Origin of the sequence: Paenibacillus sp. NRS-1782 (assembly GCF_050467685.1) — a bacterium.
In the GTDB taxonomy this organism is placed as follows: domain Bacteria; phylum Bacillota; class Bacilli; order Paenibacillales; family Paenibacillaceae; genus Paenibacillus; species Paenibacillus terrae_A.
In genome coordinates this window covers 188,324-204,528 of the sequence record NZ_JBITPH010000040.1, presented here as the reverse complement: position 1 = coordinate 204,528, position 16,205 = coordinate 188,324, and the positions used below count along the sequence as shown (strand labels likewise).

Genomic DNA, 16,205 nt, shown 5'->3' with positions numbered 1-16,205 from the left:
GTTATTCGACAAAAGATTATTTGTCAAACAGGGTTAGCTTATCTGCTGCTGGAATACGTGGTCTTGGTTCTGGGATGACTTCAGGATAACCTGCATACACCATGCCTATGACCTTCTCACCAGGCTGGATTCCCAAATGCTTGCGGAATTTCGGCGAATAAAGAAAAGGCTTGGTGACCCAGAACGTTCCGATTCCTTTACTCCATGCGGCAAGCATAAAGTTTTGTACAAGGGCACTAACCGCTGCAAAATCCTCATCCCAAACTGCCTGACGAGGGTCTTCCTCCAACACAACTAAAAGCTGAATCGGATTGTGTAAAATGCCGCTTTCGAATTTATTATCCTTGCCAATATCGGCTTCAATAGCTTCAGCAAGCTTTTTCCGGCCGTCACCGGCAAACAAGAGAAAACGCCATGGCTCACGCATTTTATGATTGGGGGCCCATACAGCAACGTCCAGCAGTTCTTTAATGGTATCTACCGAAATGGGGTCGGATTTGAACCGTTTAATGGTCCGTCGTTCCTGAATTACATCTATGACATGTTCACTAAAGGGTTGCTCTGTCACGTATATCCTCCTTCACAGGTATAGCTCGTGGATATCACTATAACTATATTTTCAAAATGATAACCATTCTCAATAAAATATACCTTTAGCATTCCTTCCTGTCAACCTGTACATATAAAATTCGAAATGAACCTTCAAAAAATTTATCGCTCTTTTAAAATGCCTCAATTATGTGCTCCGTGACGACTGCGGTTTCGTCAATCAATCGTACAGAGATCATATCAAAACGGATTGGAACATCCTCTATCCCGTTCATATGCAGATAAACAGCGGCTGTCTGGCGAACCTGGGTTATTTTACGTGCCGTGATTGATTCTGCAGGCGTTCCATAATTGGAGCTACTTCGGCTACGTACTTCAATAAACACGAGAATATCATCCTGCGCGGCAATCAGATCCATTTCACCGCTACGACATCGCCAGTTACGCTCTATGATACGATAACCCCGATTTTCCAAAAACGAAGCCGCTGCCTGTTCACCCAAAGCTCCTTTGGCTTTTCGGTGATCCTTGCCTCCGGTCCTCATGTCCCTCATCAGCTGTCATCCCTTGGAGCAAGCTTATCTATTTGATATATATAGGTGAGCACCTCTGCCACTAACTGATATAGCTCAGCAGGAATTTGCTCATCCAAATCAAGCTTGGACAATACCTCAACCAGTGCGGCATCCTCTTGAACGGGAACGCCGTGCTCTTTGGCTTTTTCCAAAATGCTATCCGCAATACGACCGCTTCCTTTGGCAACGACGATTGGGGCTTCGCTCTCACCGGGCGTATATTTAAGGGCGACAGCCTTCTTCCTGGAAGGAGAAGGAGCCTCCAACGGCTCTTTCATATTTTAAGATCGACTCCTTTATACGGCTGAGGCACATAGCTTTGTACCTCCGAAGAGACCAGACCTTTGCTCTCCTGTCCAGTCCTTATCGGCATCGGTTCGGTACGCAACGATAAAAGCTGATATCCTAGTGATTCCAGCGCCGTATGAATGGATTCACGCCCACTGGTCAACAGCGAAGCGGCCCAATCCTGATCGTTATGGAGCTTGAGGCTCACAATCCGGTCCACGACTTGCACATCCACCAATGTCGGCCCTAGCGCCTTCATGTCCAAATCAAACCAAAGCCGGCAGTTGGATGCATCCAGCTCCCCGCGTTTACCACGTCGAGACTGAATCTGGATCGTAGCTGTTTCACGACCATCCGGACCGACAAATGGAATAAACATGTGTACCTGTGCAAAAGGGGCCGTCCGATCCGTATTCAGCAGCAGCTGCTGACCCGTCAGGTGCTGCACGACCTGCTGCGCCGTCTCTTTCAGAGCGGGCGGCAGGTCAGCGCTGCTCATTAACTGGAGCAGCGCCCCTTTCACGGTGTCGGCGTCCGCTGACACCGCACCGCCCGCCGCAGCCGCTAATCCCGGCAGCGGCTGCGCTCCTTCCGGCGGCTCCATACGGGCCGCCGCCGTTCCCTGCGCGGTCTGTGCAGCCGCGCGGTGTACCTGCTGCTCGTGCTCTGCACCGAGCAGCTTCAGCACACGGCCCACCCACGGGTCCTCCGTGGGGGTGAGCTGCGTGCTGGACGGCACGGACGCCGCTGGCTGCACAGCAGCAGCGTCCGTAGCCCGCAGAGCGCCAGCCGCAGGCTGCGGTGCTTCTGTTGCGGGCTGCTCCGGCGCAGCCGTGCCCAGCGCGGGCGGCACCGCCGCGCGCAGCTCTTGCAGCAGCGTACGCAGCCGCTGAAGAGGCGCCTCCGGCGTGGCCGCGTTGCCCGCAGCGGGCTGCGGTGCGGCGGCACGGTCAGCTGTAGCGGCGTCGGCGTTCTTAGGCTGCTGTGTACCCGCTGTAGCAGCTTGCGGCTGCTCCGCTCCGGCACGTGGAGCCCTCAATGCATCAGGGCCCGATTCAGGTGCATTTACACCAGAGTCCGCTACCACGTCCGTGGCTATGGTTCCACGCCCATTAGCTAGTGCTGGTTCCCCGGAGGCAGCACCTTTAGCTACAGATGCAGCAGTTCCAGTCGGAGCATCCGTGTCTGTCGCCGAAGCGCCCGCTTCACCCACCATAGCAGCAAGATTTGCCGCCTGAGTCCCTTTCAGCGTCTCCTTGCCTCCTGCTGCCTGTGCCACTTCTGCCTGCTTTGTAGCAACAGCAGCGGCATCTTTGGACAATACAGGAGCTTGGCCTTCTGGTGCATCTGCAATCACAGCTGAAGAAGCGCCTGATGGAGCAGGGGACATTCGGTCAGCCCCCTTTACCGCTGTTGCTTCTCCCGCCGTACGGTCAGCAGATGCTCCTTGTCCTTGCTGCTTGAATACTGCTTCAAGCTCCTGCTCCAGCGAAGACAAAAGATCATTTAAAGGAGGGCCAAACATCGCCTGTCGCAGGCCGTTTATACTTTCCGCCGTCAACGGCAATCCACGTTGAAAGGCAACCGCTGCTGCCTGCACAAAAGTCTCTATTTGTACTTTTCCCGGCTGCTTCGCCAAAGCGTCTCGTAAAGAAGCCGCATTTTCCGATGTCAACGGTACGCCATTCTTTTGCATCGCCTGTATCAGCTCCCTGTTCTGCGCTGTATCCGGTAGTCCCACCGAATCCAGTACATCTGCCAGCGCTACAGTCTGCTGCCCTGTGTTGGCTGCATCGTTCAAAGGCTTAAGTACAGTCATTCCGCTGGGAGAAGCTGGCTGGACCTGGAGTAATGTGGACTGCCCAGGTTGAAGAGGGGTTTCCAGCTTGGCTCTGACCTGGGAACCTTGAATTTGCAACACAGCCTCACCGCCGTCCTCAGACACCTTTAATACGACGCCTCGCACGACCTGACCTGGCTGCATATCGAGCTTTTTAGCCTCTCCCGCCTTCACATCACCAAGTAATCCTCGAAATACAGATCCGATATTCATAGGGTCCCTCCTCTCTTCATGCCCCATATTCAAGGGGCCTATTTTATTAGGTCAGGATTTTGCAAAATCCTTAGGTATACATTATATCGGCACAGTCCCGACTCATAATAAGTATTTACAGGTCAAACAACGTCGGTTGCTCGATCAACAAATTACCAAGAAAGCTGCGTCTATGCATTGCTGTAGGTCCCAGCGTCAAAATTTGTTCCCTATGCAGCTTCGTAGCGTAACCTTTATGTATGCCAATCCCATATTCCGGGTACTTTGCATCCCATTCACCTTTGCACAATCGATCACGGGTTACCTTGGCAATAATAGAAGCCGCAGCAATAGACTGGCTGTTCGCATCTCCTTTAATAATAGAAAGCTGGGATATAGGCAAATCCACCTTTTCTGCATCTACAAGTAAATAATCAGGAGATACATGCAGAGCCTCAACAGCCTGCTTCATAGCCAAACGAGCTGCCTGTTTAATATTGATGGCATCAATCGTTCGTGCGTCCACATACCCGACTCCTACGGCGATGGCCTTCTCCATAATCAGCTCATAGTAGGTTTCCCTCTTTTTGTCCGTCAGCTTTTTGGAATCATCCACGCCCTCCAGCAGCTCACCGTTCGGCAAAATGACCGCCGCAGCCACAACATCCCCGAATAAACATCCTCGGCCTACCTCATCAATGCCAGCGATGCGCTCATAGGATTGCTCCCAGCACTCTTTTTCATAGCGCAGCATGTCCGTTACCGCTTTTTCTTCCATACTCCCTACCCGCCTATCTATATGTATTTTAAGCTCTGCATCAATTTAATTCAGCTTAACACAGACCTGTCCATCCCAAAACCCCTTTGGTTAACCTACCTTCACATACCAAAAAACCTTCCTCTCTCCGGAGAGATGGGGAAGGTTCTTCCTTGCCACACTATGCTATGCGGTGTATCCGATACATCAGGCAGAATCGAATCAGTAAGGAGCTTCCAAACTGAAACGTCCCAGCTTACCTGCACGCAGCTCACGTAAAATGATTTTTGACGACTTTTCGAGATCTACACGTCCACCGCTGACAATACAGCCGCGTTTACGTCCAATCGCTTCCATGACACTGACAATTTCATCGGCATTTTCCGTATCCTCGGGACGTTCAGTCAGCTCAAAGCGCGCTTCCAGCTCATCCCAGTAATATTGAACCAAATATTTTGTCGCGAAAAAAGCGATATCCTCAACATTCAAAATCTCTTCCTTGATCGCGCCTGTAACTGCCAGACGATAACCAACATTCTGATCCTCGAATTTGGGCCACAAAATACCCGGTGTATCCAGCAGCTCAATTTCACCAATCTTGATCCATTGCTGTGCCTTCGTCACCCCAGGACGATCGCCTGTAGCCGCAATGCTACGTCCTGCCATACGGTTGATCAGAGTCGATTTACCAACATTCGGAATACCAACAATCAAAGCACGCATAGGGCGCGGATTCATACCTTTTGATATCTGTCGATCTATCTTTTCCTTAAGCAGCAACTTGGCCTGAACCGGAATTTCTTTCATCCCTGTGCCTGTTGTAGCATCCACCTGAAAGGCGATATGCCCTTGCTCCTTAAAATAGGCAATCCACTGCTGTGATACAACCGGGTCCGCCAAATCTGCCTTATTTAAAATAATCATTCGCGGCTTGCCCTGCAAAATATCATCAATCATTGGATTTCGGCTGGAAAGCGGCAATCGAGCATCAATCAACTCAATTACCAAATCAATCAGCTTTAATTTTGCTTCAATTTGGCGGCGCGCTTTGGTCATATGACCAGGAAACCATTGTATCGTCACCGTCATCACCTCATTGATCGTAACTCCTAACGTTTCCCATAGGGTTATGCGTCAGGATTACGGCAGCTATGCTGCATATTAGTTGTTCTAGTGGTTAATCCACTTCATATCCTTCACCGGCCAGAAAATAACATCAGCACGACCGACGACTTCCTTCAAATCAATATATCCAATCATCCGACTATCTGTACTGTTGGAACGGTTATCTCCCATAACAAAAATATGTCCTGCCGGAACTTTACCATCCTTAAAATTTTCATTTGGGAAATTTGTAAACTTGTTGTAAAGCTCACCATTTTGATGCGCTTCCTCCACTGGAGCTTTCAAGTAAGGCTCCTGAATAGGTTTACCATTCACCGTAATCGTGTCACCTTCTACCTTAACCGTGTCGCCCTCAACGGCAATGACGCGCTTTATGAAGTCTCTTCCTTCATCCGGCACATGAAACACGATTACCTCTCCCGGTTTTGGGGAACGGAAATCATACAAAATTTCATTTACAATGACACGTTCTCCGGTATGAAAGTTTGGCTGCATCGACGGACCATCCACAATAAACGGCTTAAAAAGAAACCAACGGATTAAAAAGACCAACACTAACGCGATAACGATGGCCTTGATCCACTCGAAAATCTCATTTTTCGGTTTACGCTTGGGTGTGCCATCCTGTTCAGTCGGATGCTGTATAGCTCCTTGTCCTACTTCTTGCTCCATAGCTCACTGTCCTCTCTTTACGGTCAATAATCCACAGTTCCCTATGTACGTAGAAAAAACGAAAGGAGCTTGTAATCAAGCCCCTTTCGTTATTCGTTGTATTAACGACGAATTTCTTTAATTCTCGCTGCTTTACCGCGCAGTTCACGAAGATAATAAAGCTTCGCACGACGCACTTTACCACGGCGAGCCACGTCGATTTTATCGATTTTCGGGGAATGAAGCGGGAAAGTTCTTTCCACACCTACACCGTAAGAAATTTTACGAACTGTAAAAGTCTCACTGATTCCACCACCACGGCGTTTAATTACAACACCTTCAAACAACTGGATACGCTCACGAGTTCCCTCAATAACTTTCACGTGCACTTTCAAAGTGTCACCGGGACGAAAGTTAGGCAAATCTTTACGCAGTTGTTCTTCAGTGATCGCTTGGACGATATTCATCTATGACTCCCTCCTTCCGTACAGGTGTTCATGCATCTTCTGGAAACACATCCGTTTCCTTCATCATCCACAGAGGACCACCGTATTACACACAACAGATGTATTGTATCATGGAGGATACCGCATTGCAACAAGAAAAAGGGATTTGACCAAACATTATATTTAATTAATTACATTATAAAACAGGTTAGCACCTGCTTTCAAATCCACTCATTGCTAAAGCTCTTCAATACACTCTTCCCATGATCAATCCATCTTGCGCTGTTCCTCTATCCATACCCGTTCCTTGCTTGTCAATTCAGCCTGCTCCAGCAGATCCGGTCGACGTTCCATCGTACGACACAGCGCCTCCTGTCGTCTCCAGGCATCAATATTAACGTGATGTCCTGACAACAGCACCTCTGGTACCTTCCAGCCCCGAAACTCAGCAGGTCTCGTATAATGCGGGTACTCCAGCAGACCCGTACTGAAAGAGTCCGTTACTGCACTCGTTTCATTGCCCAGCACTCCAGGCAGCAACCGTGCCACACTATCTATAGCGACCATGGCGGGCAGTTCCCCACCAGTCAACACATAATCTCCGATAGAAAGCTCATCCGTCACCAAATACTCGCGAATACGCTCATCATAGCCCTCATAATGCCCGCATATAAAAATAAGATGGTCCTCTTTAGCAAGCTCCTCCGCTTTCTTTTGCGTAAAAGTCTCACCTTGCGGACACATCAAAATAATACGCGGAGCTTTCAAACCTGCACTCAATCCGGCCTCTTCACCTTGAACAACTTCGTCTGTGTTCCCTAATATGGTTGGATGCTCTGCTTCATCCAATAACGTCTCCACCGCAGTGAAAATCGGGTCAGGCTTCAATACCATCCCGCCCCCACCGCCATAGGGTGTATCATCCACTTGACCATGCTTGTTCCCGGCATATTGGCGAAAATTAACCGCTTGCAGTGATATGATTCCCTTATCCCTTGCTTTTCCCAGAATGCTTGCATTAAATACACCGTCAAACATTTCGGGAAACAGGGTCAGCACATCCACCCGCATTACAGTAGTCCTTCCATCAACCGTACCGTAACCCGTTTTTCAGGCACGTTTACATCCAAAATGACATCTTCTATATACGGCAACAGCAGTTCCTTACCATCAGGCATTGTGACTACCCATACATCGTTAGCTCCTGGTGTCAAAATCTCTTTCACTACACCAAGCTTTTCTCCGTCTTCTGTCACTACTTCCAGGCCAACAACTTCATGAAAATAGAACTCATTTTCCTCTAGTTCGCCTAGCCGTTCAGCGGATACCTTCAATAAGCTGCCTTTATACTTTTCAACATCATTGATGTTGTGATATTCCTTGAATTTGGCTACAACCATATTTTTTTGAAAACGTGCTGTTTCAACAGTTACAGGGATCGGCGCTTTACCATCCACAGGAATGATCAACAGCTCACTGCCTTTGTCAAAACGATCCTCCGGGAAATCAGTCGTCGCTAATATTTTAAGCTCGCCGCGGATTCCGTGTGTATTCACAATTTTCCCGACATTAAAGAATTGCTGCATCGTGTTCCTCCTGCATATAATCGGTCCCGCTCCATATCATCTTCATCATGTACGAAAAAGGGTTAGGACATACATCCTAACCCACTTTCGTATATCTTTAAGATATGATGTCTACGGTAACCCGTTTATCCATCTTAACGGCTGCTGATGTAACCACAGTGCGAAGCGCCTTGGCGATACGACCCTGCTTGCCAATGATTTTGCCTACATCCTCAGGATGCACGCTAAGCTCATATACGACAAGCCGATCCTTCTCCAAGGTCTTCACGGTTACATCTTCCGGATGATCGACTAAAGCCTTAGCAATGATTATCACTAATTCTTCCATGGTTGACCCTCCGCATCAGCACCTTATTTCTGTTGTTTAAGCTCATGAAACTTTTTCATTACGCCCGCTTTGCTAAGCAAGTTGCGGACTGTATCGGATGCTTGTGCGCCATCTTGCAACCATTTCAACGCTTTATCTTCATCAATTTTTACAACTGCTGGTACTGTAATAGGGTTGTAATAACCGATTTCTTCGATAAAACGACCGTCACGCGGGGAACGGGAATCCGATACCACGACGCGATAGAAAGGAGCTTTATGTGCACCCATACGTTTCAGACGAATACGAACTGCCACGAAAATTCACCTCCTTCAAAAAGTAGACTGTATATTGTTATCCTATAATTCCAACGGCCTATTAGCCTTAACGGAAAGGAAACTTCATACCTTTACCCATACCCTTCAACTGCTTCAGAGCTTTGTTTTTGCCACCCTTGGGTCCCATCATATCTGAGAACTGCTTCATCATGCGCCGCATTTCATCAAATTGCTTGATCAGGCGATTTACCTCAGCCAGTGATGTTCCACTGCCTACAGCAATCCGCTTGCGGCGGCTATGATTAATCATGTCCGGGTTTTGCTTTTCTTGTGTGGTCATGGAATGAACGATAGCCTCAATCCGGCCCATCTGCTTATCATCCACTTTGACATCTTTCATTTGCTTCATATTGCCCATGCCGGGAATCATATCGAGAATCTGGTCGATTGGGCCAAGCTTTTTAACTTGATCCATCTGCTCCAGAAAATCTTCGAAGGTAAATTCAGCATTGCGCATTTTCCGTTCCATTTCCTTCGCCTTATCGGCGTCGATATTGGATTGCGCTTTTTCAATCAGGGACAACATGTCGCCCATACCCAAAATCCGTGAAGCCATCCGTTCCGGATGAAACGGCTCCATCGCATCCAGCTTTTCACCCAATGTAGCAAACTTGATCGGGCATCCGGTCACAGCCTTAACCGACAAGGCCGCACCACCGCGGGTATCACCGTCCAGCTTCGTTAGTACAACCCCTGTTAACTCCAAGCTGGTGTTAAAGTGCTCTGCCACGTTTACTGCATCCTGACCAGTCATGCTATCAACAACCAGCAGAACTTCGTCCGGCTTAACGTCCGCATGAATCTGACGCAACTCTTCCATAAGCTCTTCATCCACATGAAGACGACCAGCAGTATCTATAATAACGTAGTCATTACCGTTATCCTTGGCATGCTGTAAGCCCTGTTTTGCAATCTCCACCGGGCTTGTCTGATCACCAAGCGTAAATACAGGAGCATTAATCTGCTCACCAAGTACCTGTAGCTGCTTGATCGCAGCCGGTCTATATATATCACCAGCTACAAGCAATGGGCGATGATTTTGCTTTTGCAGCAGCTTCGCCAGCTTACCGGATGTCGTCGTCTTACCTGCGCCCTGGAGACCCACCATCATAATGACCGTAGGCGGTTTGTTTGCCTTGGCAAGCTTGGCTTGACTGCCACCCATCAACTCGGTCAGTTCCTTGTTCACGATGTCGATGATTACCATACCTGGTGTAAAGCTGTCCATCACTTCCTTGCCGATGGATTTCTCCTTCACCTTGGCAATAAAGTCCTTTACAACCTTGAAGTTAACGTCCGCCTCCAGCAAAGCTAATCGTACTTCGCGCATCGCCTGAGCTACATCATCCTCAGACACTTTTCCTTTGCCGCGCAGTTTACTGAATACATTTTGCAAGCGGGTCGATAATCCTTCAAATGCCATATTTTCGCACCTCCTTGTCTACCAGGGTTGTTTGTTTACTAATCTATATGACCTACAATTCCTGCAGGCGATTTACAATTTGATTAACATGTTGCAGAGTGCCCTCATCGGGTTCACCGATTTTACCGAAAGCTTCATACAACGCCGTATTTAGTTCTTCCAGATCTCGGCTTCTGCGCTCGTGTTTACTAAGCAATCCGAGCTTTTCCTCATACATTTCCAGCACCTGCTCGGCACGTTTAATATGCTCATACACGGCCTGACGGCTAATTTGAAATTCCGAGGCAATCTCTCCCAGAGAAAAATCGTCATGGAAGTAATATTTCAAAAACATCTGTTGCTTCTCCGTAAGTAAAGGTTCATAGAAGTCAAACAGTCGGTTAATCCGGTTTGTCTTTTCCAGCCGATTCTCCTGACTCATCGCGTATACCTCCATCGTCAAGGAAAAACACTTTACAGTTCTTTTCAACGATCCTTATCATACATAAAAGAAAAGAAGATGTCAAGCGTTATCCCTTGTCAACCAAAAAAAAGCCAATCCACTGCCCTTAAACGGAAGTACGAATCGGCTTTTTGTCTACTAGGATTTAAACTCTTACCGGAGTAAGGTACAACAGAACAGCCAGAAAATGAAGTATGCTGCCTGCCAGAACAAACATATGCCAGATCGCATGATGATACGGAAACGCCCGCCACACATAGAAGATTGTGCCCAATGTGTACATTAGACCGCCCACGAACAATAGCGTCATGCCCCCGGCGGGAACAGCTGCCACCAGCGGGTTCCAGGCAATGATGATAAGCCAGCCCATGACAATGTAGAACACGGTAGACATGAACAGGAAGCGCTTGGTGAAGAATGCCTTGAACAGCACACCAAACAGGGCGATTCCCCAAATAACGCCAAACAGCGTCCAGCCTAAAGTCCCGCGCAGTGCAACGAGCATAAACGGAGTGTAGCTGCCTGCAATGAACAGGTAAATGCAAGAATGATCGAATATCTCGAACAAATCCTTCAATTTTCCTTCGCGCAGACTATGAAGCAACGTGGAATTGGTGTACAACAGCAACATCGTGATTCCGTAAATCGTGAAACTGACGACATGCCAAGTGGTCCCTTTCAAGCTTGCAAAAACAATGAGCAGCACAAGTGCCGCGACACTTAAAACGGCTCCAATTCCGTGTGTGATGGCATTGGCTATTTCTTCCCGGCGGGAATAAGTATAGGTATTCGCCATTGGTTCTTCACCCGGCTTCCTGTGAAATATTTTTATATTCTAAAAATCATATCCGGCGCCGACAGACCCTTTCTTTCATTATACATCCCTGTGATCTCACGCAGCAACCGGACCCTACAACAAACCTGATTAAGCCTGTTCTTCCTCACCCGGAGCGTTTTCATCAACGCCTTCTTCCTGAATCAAACCAGCGAACAACGCGTGAACGAATTGCTCGGAGTCAAATGGCTGGAGATCATTCACCTTTTCACCCAAGCCTACCAGTTTCACCGGCAAATTCAGCTCTTGGCGGATCGCCACGACAATACCACCCTTCGCTGTACCATCCAGCTTCGTCAGCACCAGCCCGGTTACGCCACTTTTCTCCCCAAACATTTTGGCTTGATTAAGTGCGTTTTGTCCGGTTGTGGCATCAAGTACCAGCAATACTTCATGAGGGGCGTCTGGAATTTCGCGCTGGATCACACGGAAAATTTTATTCAGCTCCTCCATCAGATTGCTTTTATTCTGGAGACGTCCTGCGGTATCACACAGTAGCACATCTACCTGACGCTGCTTGGCAGCCTGTACCGCATCAAACATAACCGCGGCTGGATCGGAACCGGATTGCTGTTTGATGACCTCTACACCAGCCCTTTCGCCCCATACCTCCAGTTGTTCAATCGCACCCGCACGGAACGTATCCCCGGCGGCCAGCAATACTTTTTTACCCTCTTGTTTAAAACGGTGCGCCAGCTTGCCAATGGTTGTTGTTTTGCCAACACCATTGACACCGACGAACAGAATGACTGTAATCCCGTCAGGGCTCATTTGAAGCTGACTGTTGTCATTGCCCCGCAGCAACTCAGACAGCTTTTCCGATAATACAGGCTGTAGCTCGGATGCGTCCTCGATTTTGCGTTTCTTCACTTCTCCTCGCAGGTCTTCAATGAGGTTCATAACGGTGTTGACACCAACATCGGCACCGATCAGAATTTCTTCAAGCTCCTCATAAAACTCCTCATCAATCTTCTTGCGGCGAATCATCAGATCCGATACTTTTTCAACAAAACCTTTGCGTGTTTTTTCTAAACCGTCCTTGAACTGTTTGGTGACGGATTCGGTTTTGCTTGCAATGCTTTCCTTTAATTTCCTAAAGAAACTCATAGGTTCCCTCCGTTGATCTGAAAATATGTTATTTTATGTCAGGCAATCTCAGCTTCATCATTGTCCAGCTTGACGGATACGAGCTTGGAAACCCCGCCTTCTTCCATCGTAACCCCATACAACACATCGGCTTCTTCCATCGTTCCCTTGCGATGTGTAACTACAATGAATTGTGTCTGCGCGGAGAATTCCCGCAAATATTGGGCAAAACGCACCACGTTGGCTTCGTCCAGTGCGGCCTCTACTTCATCCAGCACACAGAATGGGACAGGCTTGACATGTAAAATGGCAAACAATAGCGCCATCGCCGTTAACGCCCGCTCGCCTCCTGACAGTAGCTGCAAGTTTTGCAGTTTTTTGCCTGGCGGCTGGGCTACGATGTCAATTCCCGTCTCTAACATGCGTTCTGGGTCAATGAGCACCAGATCGGCACGTCCGCCTCCGAACAGCTTGGAGAACACCGTACCAAATTCGCGCCGGATGGCATCGAAAGTGGCTTTGAAGCGTTTGGACATTTCATCATCCATTTCTCGAATAACCTGATAGAGCGTTGTCTTGGCCTCGACCAGATCAGACTTCTGCTCATCGAGAAACGTATAACGCTCATGCACACGCTGGTATTCCTCAATGGCACCCAGGTTTACTTCGCCCAATGCAGAAATACCTCGTTTGAGCCTTTGCACCTCGGCCTGCGTACCTTCTATATCTTCTGGTATCGGATAACGCTGCTTGGCCAGCTCATAGCTGAGTTCATAGTCATCACTTAATTTTTTCAGCACGTTCTCCAGCTCTACATCAAGCCGATTCACTCCAATTTCTGTCTGGCGAAGCTGTTCTTCGACCGACTTGAGCTGAACGCGCTGCTCTTTCGTCTCGTTTTCGGCCACTTCCAGCTTTTTGGACAAGCTGCTGCGTGCAGCACGCTTAAATTCCAATTGCTGCGAAGCCTCTTCCTTTTTAAGCCGATACTGATTGAGATTTTCAATCTGCTTCACGCTTTCCTGCTCATTGGTCAGCAGATCAGCTTCGATGGAAGCAAGCAAGGTCTTGTTCTGTCGCGAATCCTTGCCAAGGGTATCATAATCCCCCCGTAATCTACGCAGCTGTTCTTCCAGTGAAAAACGCTCCTGATCCAGCTTTCCTTCTCTTACCTTGAGATTCGTAAGTTCTCCCTGTAGCTGTTCTTTCGCAGATTCGTTGGCCTTACGGGCAAATTCAGCGGCATGGATAGCCTGGTGGGTTTTCTTCTCTTCTTCCTCCAGCGCAGCTAATTTCAGCAACGCCTCTTCACGGGAAGCTTCCAGTTCCTTGATCTCCTGATCAAAACCCTTCTTCTCCTGACCAGATGCAGCCACCTGCTCCAGAACATGACGAAGCTCATGCTCCAGTTGTTTGAGTTCCATTGCTGCCTGCTGCTCTTCGCCGCGCTTCACATCGCCGCCCTGACGCAGCTCGTCCAAACGGGTCTGTGTCTCTTCCAACTGACGTTTTGCATCTACTGCGCTCTGACGCAGCCTTGCAATTTGTTGCTCTGTATCGATAATATCCTGATCAAGCTGATCCAGCTGACGTTTACGTCCAAGCAAATTGGCATTTTTCTTGAATTGGCTACCACCTGTCATGGAACCACCTGCATTGACGACATCACCTTCCAGCGTCACGACGCGATATCTATATTGACAACGAGCCGCAATACGGTTCGCATCTTCCAGCGTACGGGCAATAACCACATTTCCCAGAAGGCTGCCTACAATGCCAGCATACCGTTCATCATACTGAACAAGATCCGCACCGATTCCGACAAAACCCTCGGCGCCTTCCACGATTTGGCGTTCACCCGCCCCAATTTGACGCGGACGGATTACATCCATAGGCAAAAACGTCGCTCTGCCCAACTGACGCTGCTTCAAAAAACTGATCGCCTGTCTGGACACCGATTCATTTTCCATCACGATATGCTGCATCGAAGCGCCCAAAGCCGTTTCCATCGCCTGCTCTAAATGCTCAGGTACCCGGATCAGCTCTGCTACAGCTCCATGCACGCCATGCAGGGTTTCTTTGCGTGCCGCCTTCAGCACTTCTTTAACGCCCAGCATAAAGCCGTCGAAGTCATCCTGCATTTCCTTCATCGTATCTCGGCGTGAAATTTGGGCCTCGCGTTTTTGTTCCCATTTGCGGACAGTACCCTGGCTTTCTTCCAGCAGCTTTTGTAGCGCTTGGTATTTTTCGCTTCCCTGAATATATCCGCTGCGTAGACTGCTGATTTCCTGACCAAGCTTCTGAACAGCCGTTTCCAAACCCTTTTTACGCTGTTCCAGTTCAGCTTTCTGAGCTTCCCATTTGCCGGATTCATCACTTACACGAGTCACCCGCCGTTCCAACGCTTCCTTCTGCTGGTCGGTATAACGGATTTCGTTACGGGCCTGTGCCATCTGATTCATCAGCTCCAGCAGTCCGCCCTTTAGGTTTTCCTCCTGCTCCTGGCTGATTCCACCTGTGACACCAATCAGCTTCGCCTCTTCGTCGGATAGCCGTTCACGTAGCTCGTCAAGCTCGACAGTCAATGCAGACAGTTTTTCGTTCAGTAGATCCAGCTCACTTTTGCGCTCGGAATGACGTGATTCGCTCGTGCTGAGCGATAATATGAGTTGCTCCCGGTTTGCCTCCAGATTGCGTGTGCGCTCTTTTAACAGTTCGCCGTAGCCTTCGCTCTTTTCCGTAGCTTCACTGTATTGCAACAGATCCCTTTGCAGCCGTTCCACTTGCTCCTCCAGCTGACGCAGCTCGTTACGATCGCTCTCCAGCATCGCATCATGACGGGACACCACCGTAGACAGCTGTAGCTGCTCCTGCTGCAACAAAGCCAGCTTGGAAGTCGCATCGCTCCACGAGGTATGAATCTGCTCAATCTGATGGACATACATCGAAATTTCTTTCGATTTCAGTTCACCCCGCAGCTCCTTAAAGTGGATCGCCTTTTCCGACTGCTCCTTGAGCGGTCCGATCTGATCCTCCAGCTCACTGACCAAATCATGAATTCGAAGCAAATTTTGCTCCGTGTCATCCAACTTACGAACTGCATCTTTTTTACGTGATTTATATTTCACGATACCGGACGCTTCCTCAAAAATCCCCCGGCGGTCCTCGGAACGGGTACTCAAAATCTCTTCAATGCGCCCCTGTCCGATAATGGAATAAGCTTCTTTACCAATTCCTGTATCCATAAACAGCTCGGTAATATCACGGAGTCTGCATGATTGTCGGTTAATGAAATATTCACTATCCCCACTGCGATGCACACGCCGCGTGACCGTGACTTCTCCAAAATCAAGAGGCAACGCCTGATCCTCATTATCCAGCGTAAGCGACACTTCGCCGTAATTAACAGCCTTACGAGCATCACTACCCGCAAAAATAATGTCCTCCATTTTACCGCCGCGCAGTGATTTGGCGCTCTGTTCACCCAGCACCCAGCGAATACCGTCGGATATATTACTCTTTCCGCTTCCGTTAGGTCCGACGACCGCTGTAATGCCGCGGACAAATTCCATCTCCGTTTTATCTGCAAACGATTTGAAGCCCGCCAGCTCAATGCGCTTTAAAAACATACTCAATCTCACCTCTAACATTTAAATATGCTTGTACAACACGTATACTTGGTTAACAAGAATTATCCCTATTGTAGCACAAGACTACCGCGGATAAAGCGTGGCAAGACATACAATGCTACAGCAGCAAAGCCAC

17 protein-coding genes are annotated in these 16,205 nt (G+C 48.6%); all 17 read right to left on the bottom strand.

Going from position 1 to position 16,205, the window contains the following annotated elements; genetic code table 11:
• Positions 1–16: 16 nt before the first annotated feature.
• Complete coding sequence (locus ACIFQM_RS15680) at positions 17–568, bottom strand: nitroreductase family protein (protein ID WP_430040283.1); 552 nt, start codon at positions 566–568, stop codon at positions 17–19.
• Between the two features lie 154 nt (positions 569–722).
• Positions 723–1,103: a YraN family protein gene (locus ACIFQM_RS15675; protein WP_430040285.1), complete on the bottom strand. Its 381-nt coding sequence runs from the start codon at positions 1,101–1,103 to the stop codon at positions 723–725.
• Positions 1,103–1,402, bottom strand: coding sequence for an EscU/YscU/HrcU family type III secretion system export apparatus switch protein (locus tag ACIFQM_RS15670; RefSeq protein WP_430040287.1), 300 nt, complete (start codon positions 1,400–1,402; stop codon positions 1,103–1,105). Before ACIFQM_RS15670 ends, ACIFQM_RS15675 begins: the two co-directional genes overlap by 1 nt.
• Entirely contained in the window at positions 1,399–3,465 is a 2,067-nt protein-coding gene (locus tag ACIFQM_RS15665; protein WP_430040289.1) for a DNA ligase, read from the bottom strand. Before ACIFQM_RS15665 ends, ACIFQM_RS15670 begins: the two co-directional genes overlap by 4 nt.
• Before the next feature lie 115 nt (positions 3,466–3,580).
• On the bottom strand, positions 3,581–4,222 hold the full coding sequence (locus ACIFQM_RS15660) for a ribonuclease HII (RefSeq protein ID WP_430040290.1): 642 nt from the start codon (positions 4,220–4,222) through the stop codon (positions 3,581–3,583).
• A gap of 201 nt (positions 4,223–4,423) precedes the next feature.
• Positions 4,424–5,284 (bottom strand): ribosome biogenesis GTPase YlqF, encoded by an 861-nt coding sequence (gene ylqF / locus ACIFQM_RS15655; RefSeq protein ID WP_430040292.1) that lies wholly within the window; start codon positions 5,282–5,284, stop codon positions 4,424–4,426.
• A gap of 87 nt (positions 5,285–5,371) precedes the next feature.
• On the bottom strand, positions 5,372–5,998 hold the full coding sequence (lepB, locus tag ACIFQM_RS15650; protein ID WP_044644889.1) for a signal peptidase I: 627 nt from the start codon (positions 5,996–5,998) through the stop codon (positions 5,372–5,374).
• Positions 5,999–6,099: 101 nt separating this feature from the next.
• Positions 6,100–6,444 (bottom strand): 50S ribosomal protein L19, encoded by a 345-nt coding sequence (rplS, locus tag ACIFQM_RS15645; RefSeq protein WP_010346403.1) that lies wholly within the window; start codon positions 6,442–6,444, stop codon positions 6,100–6,102.
• A 246-nt stretch (positions 6,445–6,690) separates the two neighbouring features.
• A complete protein-coding gene (trmD, locus tag ACIFQM_RS15640) occupies positions 6,691–7,494 on the bottom strand; it encodes a tRNA (guanosine(37)-N1)-methyltransferase TrmD (RefSeq protein WP_430040294.1) in 804 nt (267 codons plus the stop codon).
• Positions 7,494–8,009: a ribosome maturation factor RimM gene (gene rimM, locus ACIFQM_RS15635; protein WP_430040296.1), complete on the bottom strand. Its 516-nt coding sequence runs from the start codon at positions 8,007–8,009 to the stop codon at positions 7,494–7,496. Before rimM ends, trmD begins: the two co-directional genes overlap by 1 nt.
• Before the next feature lie 97 nt (positions 8,010–8,106).
• Positions 8,107–8,337 (bottom strand): KH domain-containing protein, encoded by a 231-nt coding sequence (locus tag ACIFQM_RS15630; protein WP_430040298.1) that lies wholly within the window; start codon positions 8,335–8,337, stop codon positions 8,107–8,109.
• Between the two features lie 23 nt (positions 8,338–8,360).
• A complete protein-coding gene (gene rpsP, locus ACIFQM_RS15625; protein ID WP_014281051.1) occupies positions 8,361–8,633 on the bottom strand; it encodes a 30S ribosomal protein S16 in 273 nt (90 codons plus the stop codon).
• A gap of 67 nt (positions 8,634–8,700) precedes the next feature.
• On the bottom strand, positions 8,701–10,077 hold the full coding sequence (gene ffh / locus ACIFQM_RS15620; RefSeq protein WP_430040300.1) for a signal recognition particle protein: 1,377 nt from the start codon (positions 10,075–10,077) through the stop codon (positions 8,701–8,703).
• Between the two features lie 52 nt (positions 10,078–10,129).
• On the bottom strand, positions 10,130–10,498 hold the full coding sequence (locus ACIFQM_RS15615) for a putative DNA-binding protein (protein ID WP_430040302.1): 369 nt from the start codon (positions 10,496–10,498) through the stop codon (positions 10,130–10,132).
• Positions 10,499–10,664: 166 nt separating this feature from the next.
• On the bottom strand, positions 10,665–11,315 hold the full coding sequence (gene trhA / locus ACIFQM_RS15610; protein ID WP_430040304.1) for a PAQR family membrane homeostasis protein TrhA: 651 nt from the start codon (positions 11,313–11,315) through the stop codon (positions 10,665–10,667).
• Between the two features lie 129 nt (positions 11,316–11,444).
• A complete protein-coding gene (gene ftsY / locus ACIFQM_RS15605) occupies positions 11,445–12,461 on the bottom strand; it encodes a signal recognition particle-docking protein FtsY (RefSeq protein WP_430040306.1) in 1,017 nt (338 codons plus the stop codon).
• A 38-nt stretch (positions 12,462–12,499) separates the two neighbouring features.
• A complete protein-coding gene (gene smc / locus ACIFQM_RS15600) occupies positions 12,500–16,069 on the bottom strand; it encodes a chromosome segregation protein SMC (protein WP_430040308.1) in 3,570 nt (1,189 codons plus the stop codon).
• Between the last annotated feature and the right edge of the window lie 136 nt (positions 16,070–16,205).

Bases quoted from the DNA above. Each gene is read 5' to 3' on its own strand.
- trhA (WP_430040304.1), bottom strand. From the start codon at position 11,315: ATGGCGAATACCTATACTTATTCCCGCCGGGAAGAAATAGCCAATGCC.
- ACIFQM_RS15675 (WP_430040285.1), bottom strand. From the start codon at position 1,103: ATGAGGGACATGAGGACCGGAGGCAAGGATCACCGAAAAGCCAAAGGA.
- ACIFQM_RS15670 (WP_430040287.1), bottom strand. From the start codon at position 1,402: ATGAAAGAGCCGTTGGAGGCTCCTTCTCCTTCCAGGAAGAAGGCTGTC.
- ftsY (WP_430040306.1), bottom strand. From the start codon at position 12,461: ATGAGTTTCTTTAGGAAATTAAAGGAAAGCATTGCAAGCAAAACCGAA.
- ACIFQM_RS15615 (WP_430040302.1), bottom strand. From the start codon at position 10,498: ATGAGTCAGGAGAATCGGCTGGAAAAGACAAACCGGATTAACCGACTG.
- rimM (WP_430040296.1), bottom strand. From the start codon at position 8,009: ATGCAGCAATTCTTTAATGTCGGGAAAATTGTGAATACACACGGAATC.
- smc (WP_430040308.1), bottom strand. From the start codon at position 16,069: ATGTTTTTAAAGCGCATTGAGCTGGCGGGCTTCAAATCGTTTGCAGAT.
- ACIFQM_RS15630 (WP_430040298.1), bottom strand. From the start codon at position 8,337: ATGGAAGAATTAGTGATAATCATTGCTAAGGCTTTAGTCGATCATCCG.
- lepB (WP_044644889.1), bottom strand. From the start codon at position 5,998: ATGGAGCAAGAAGTAGGACAAGGAGCTATACAGCATCCGACTGAACAG.
- ACIFQM_RS15665 (WP_430040289.1), bottom strand. From the start codon at position 3,465: ATGAATATCGGATCTGTATTTCGAGGATTACTTGGTGATGTGAAGGCG.
- ACIFQM_RS15660 (WP_430040290.1), bottom strand. From the start codon at position 4,222: ATGGAAGAAAAAGCGGTAACGGACATGCTGCGCTATGAAAAAGAGTGC.
- trmD (WP_430040294.1), bottom strand. From the start codon at position 7,494: ATGCGGGTGGATGTGCTGACCCTGTTTCCCGAAATGTTTGACGGTGTA.
- rplS (WP_010346403.1), bottom strand. From the start codon at position 6,444: ATGAATATCGTCCAAGCGATCACTGAAGAACAACTGCGTAAAGATTTG.
- ffh (WP_430040300.1), bottom strand. From the start codon at position 10,077: ATGGCATTTGAAGGATTATCGACCCGCTTGCAAAATGTATTCAGTAAA.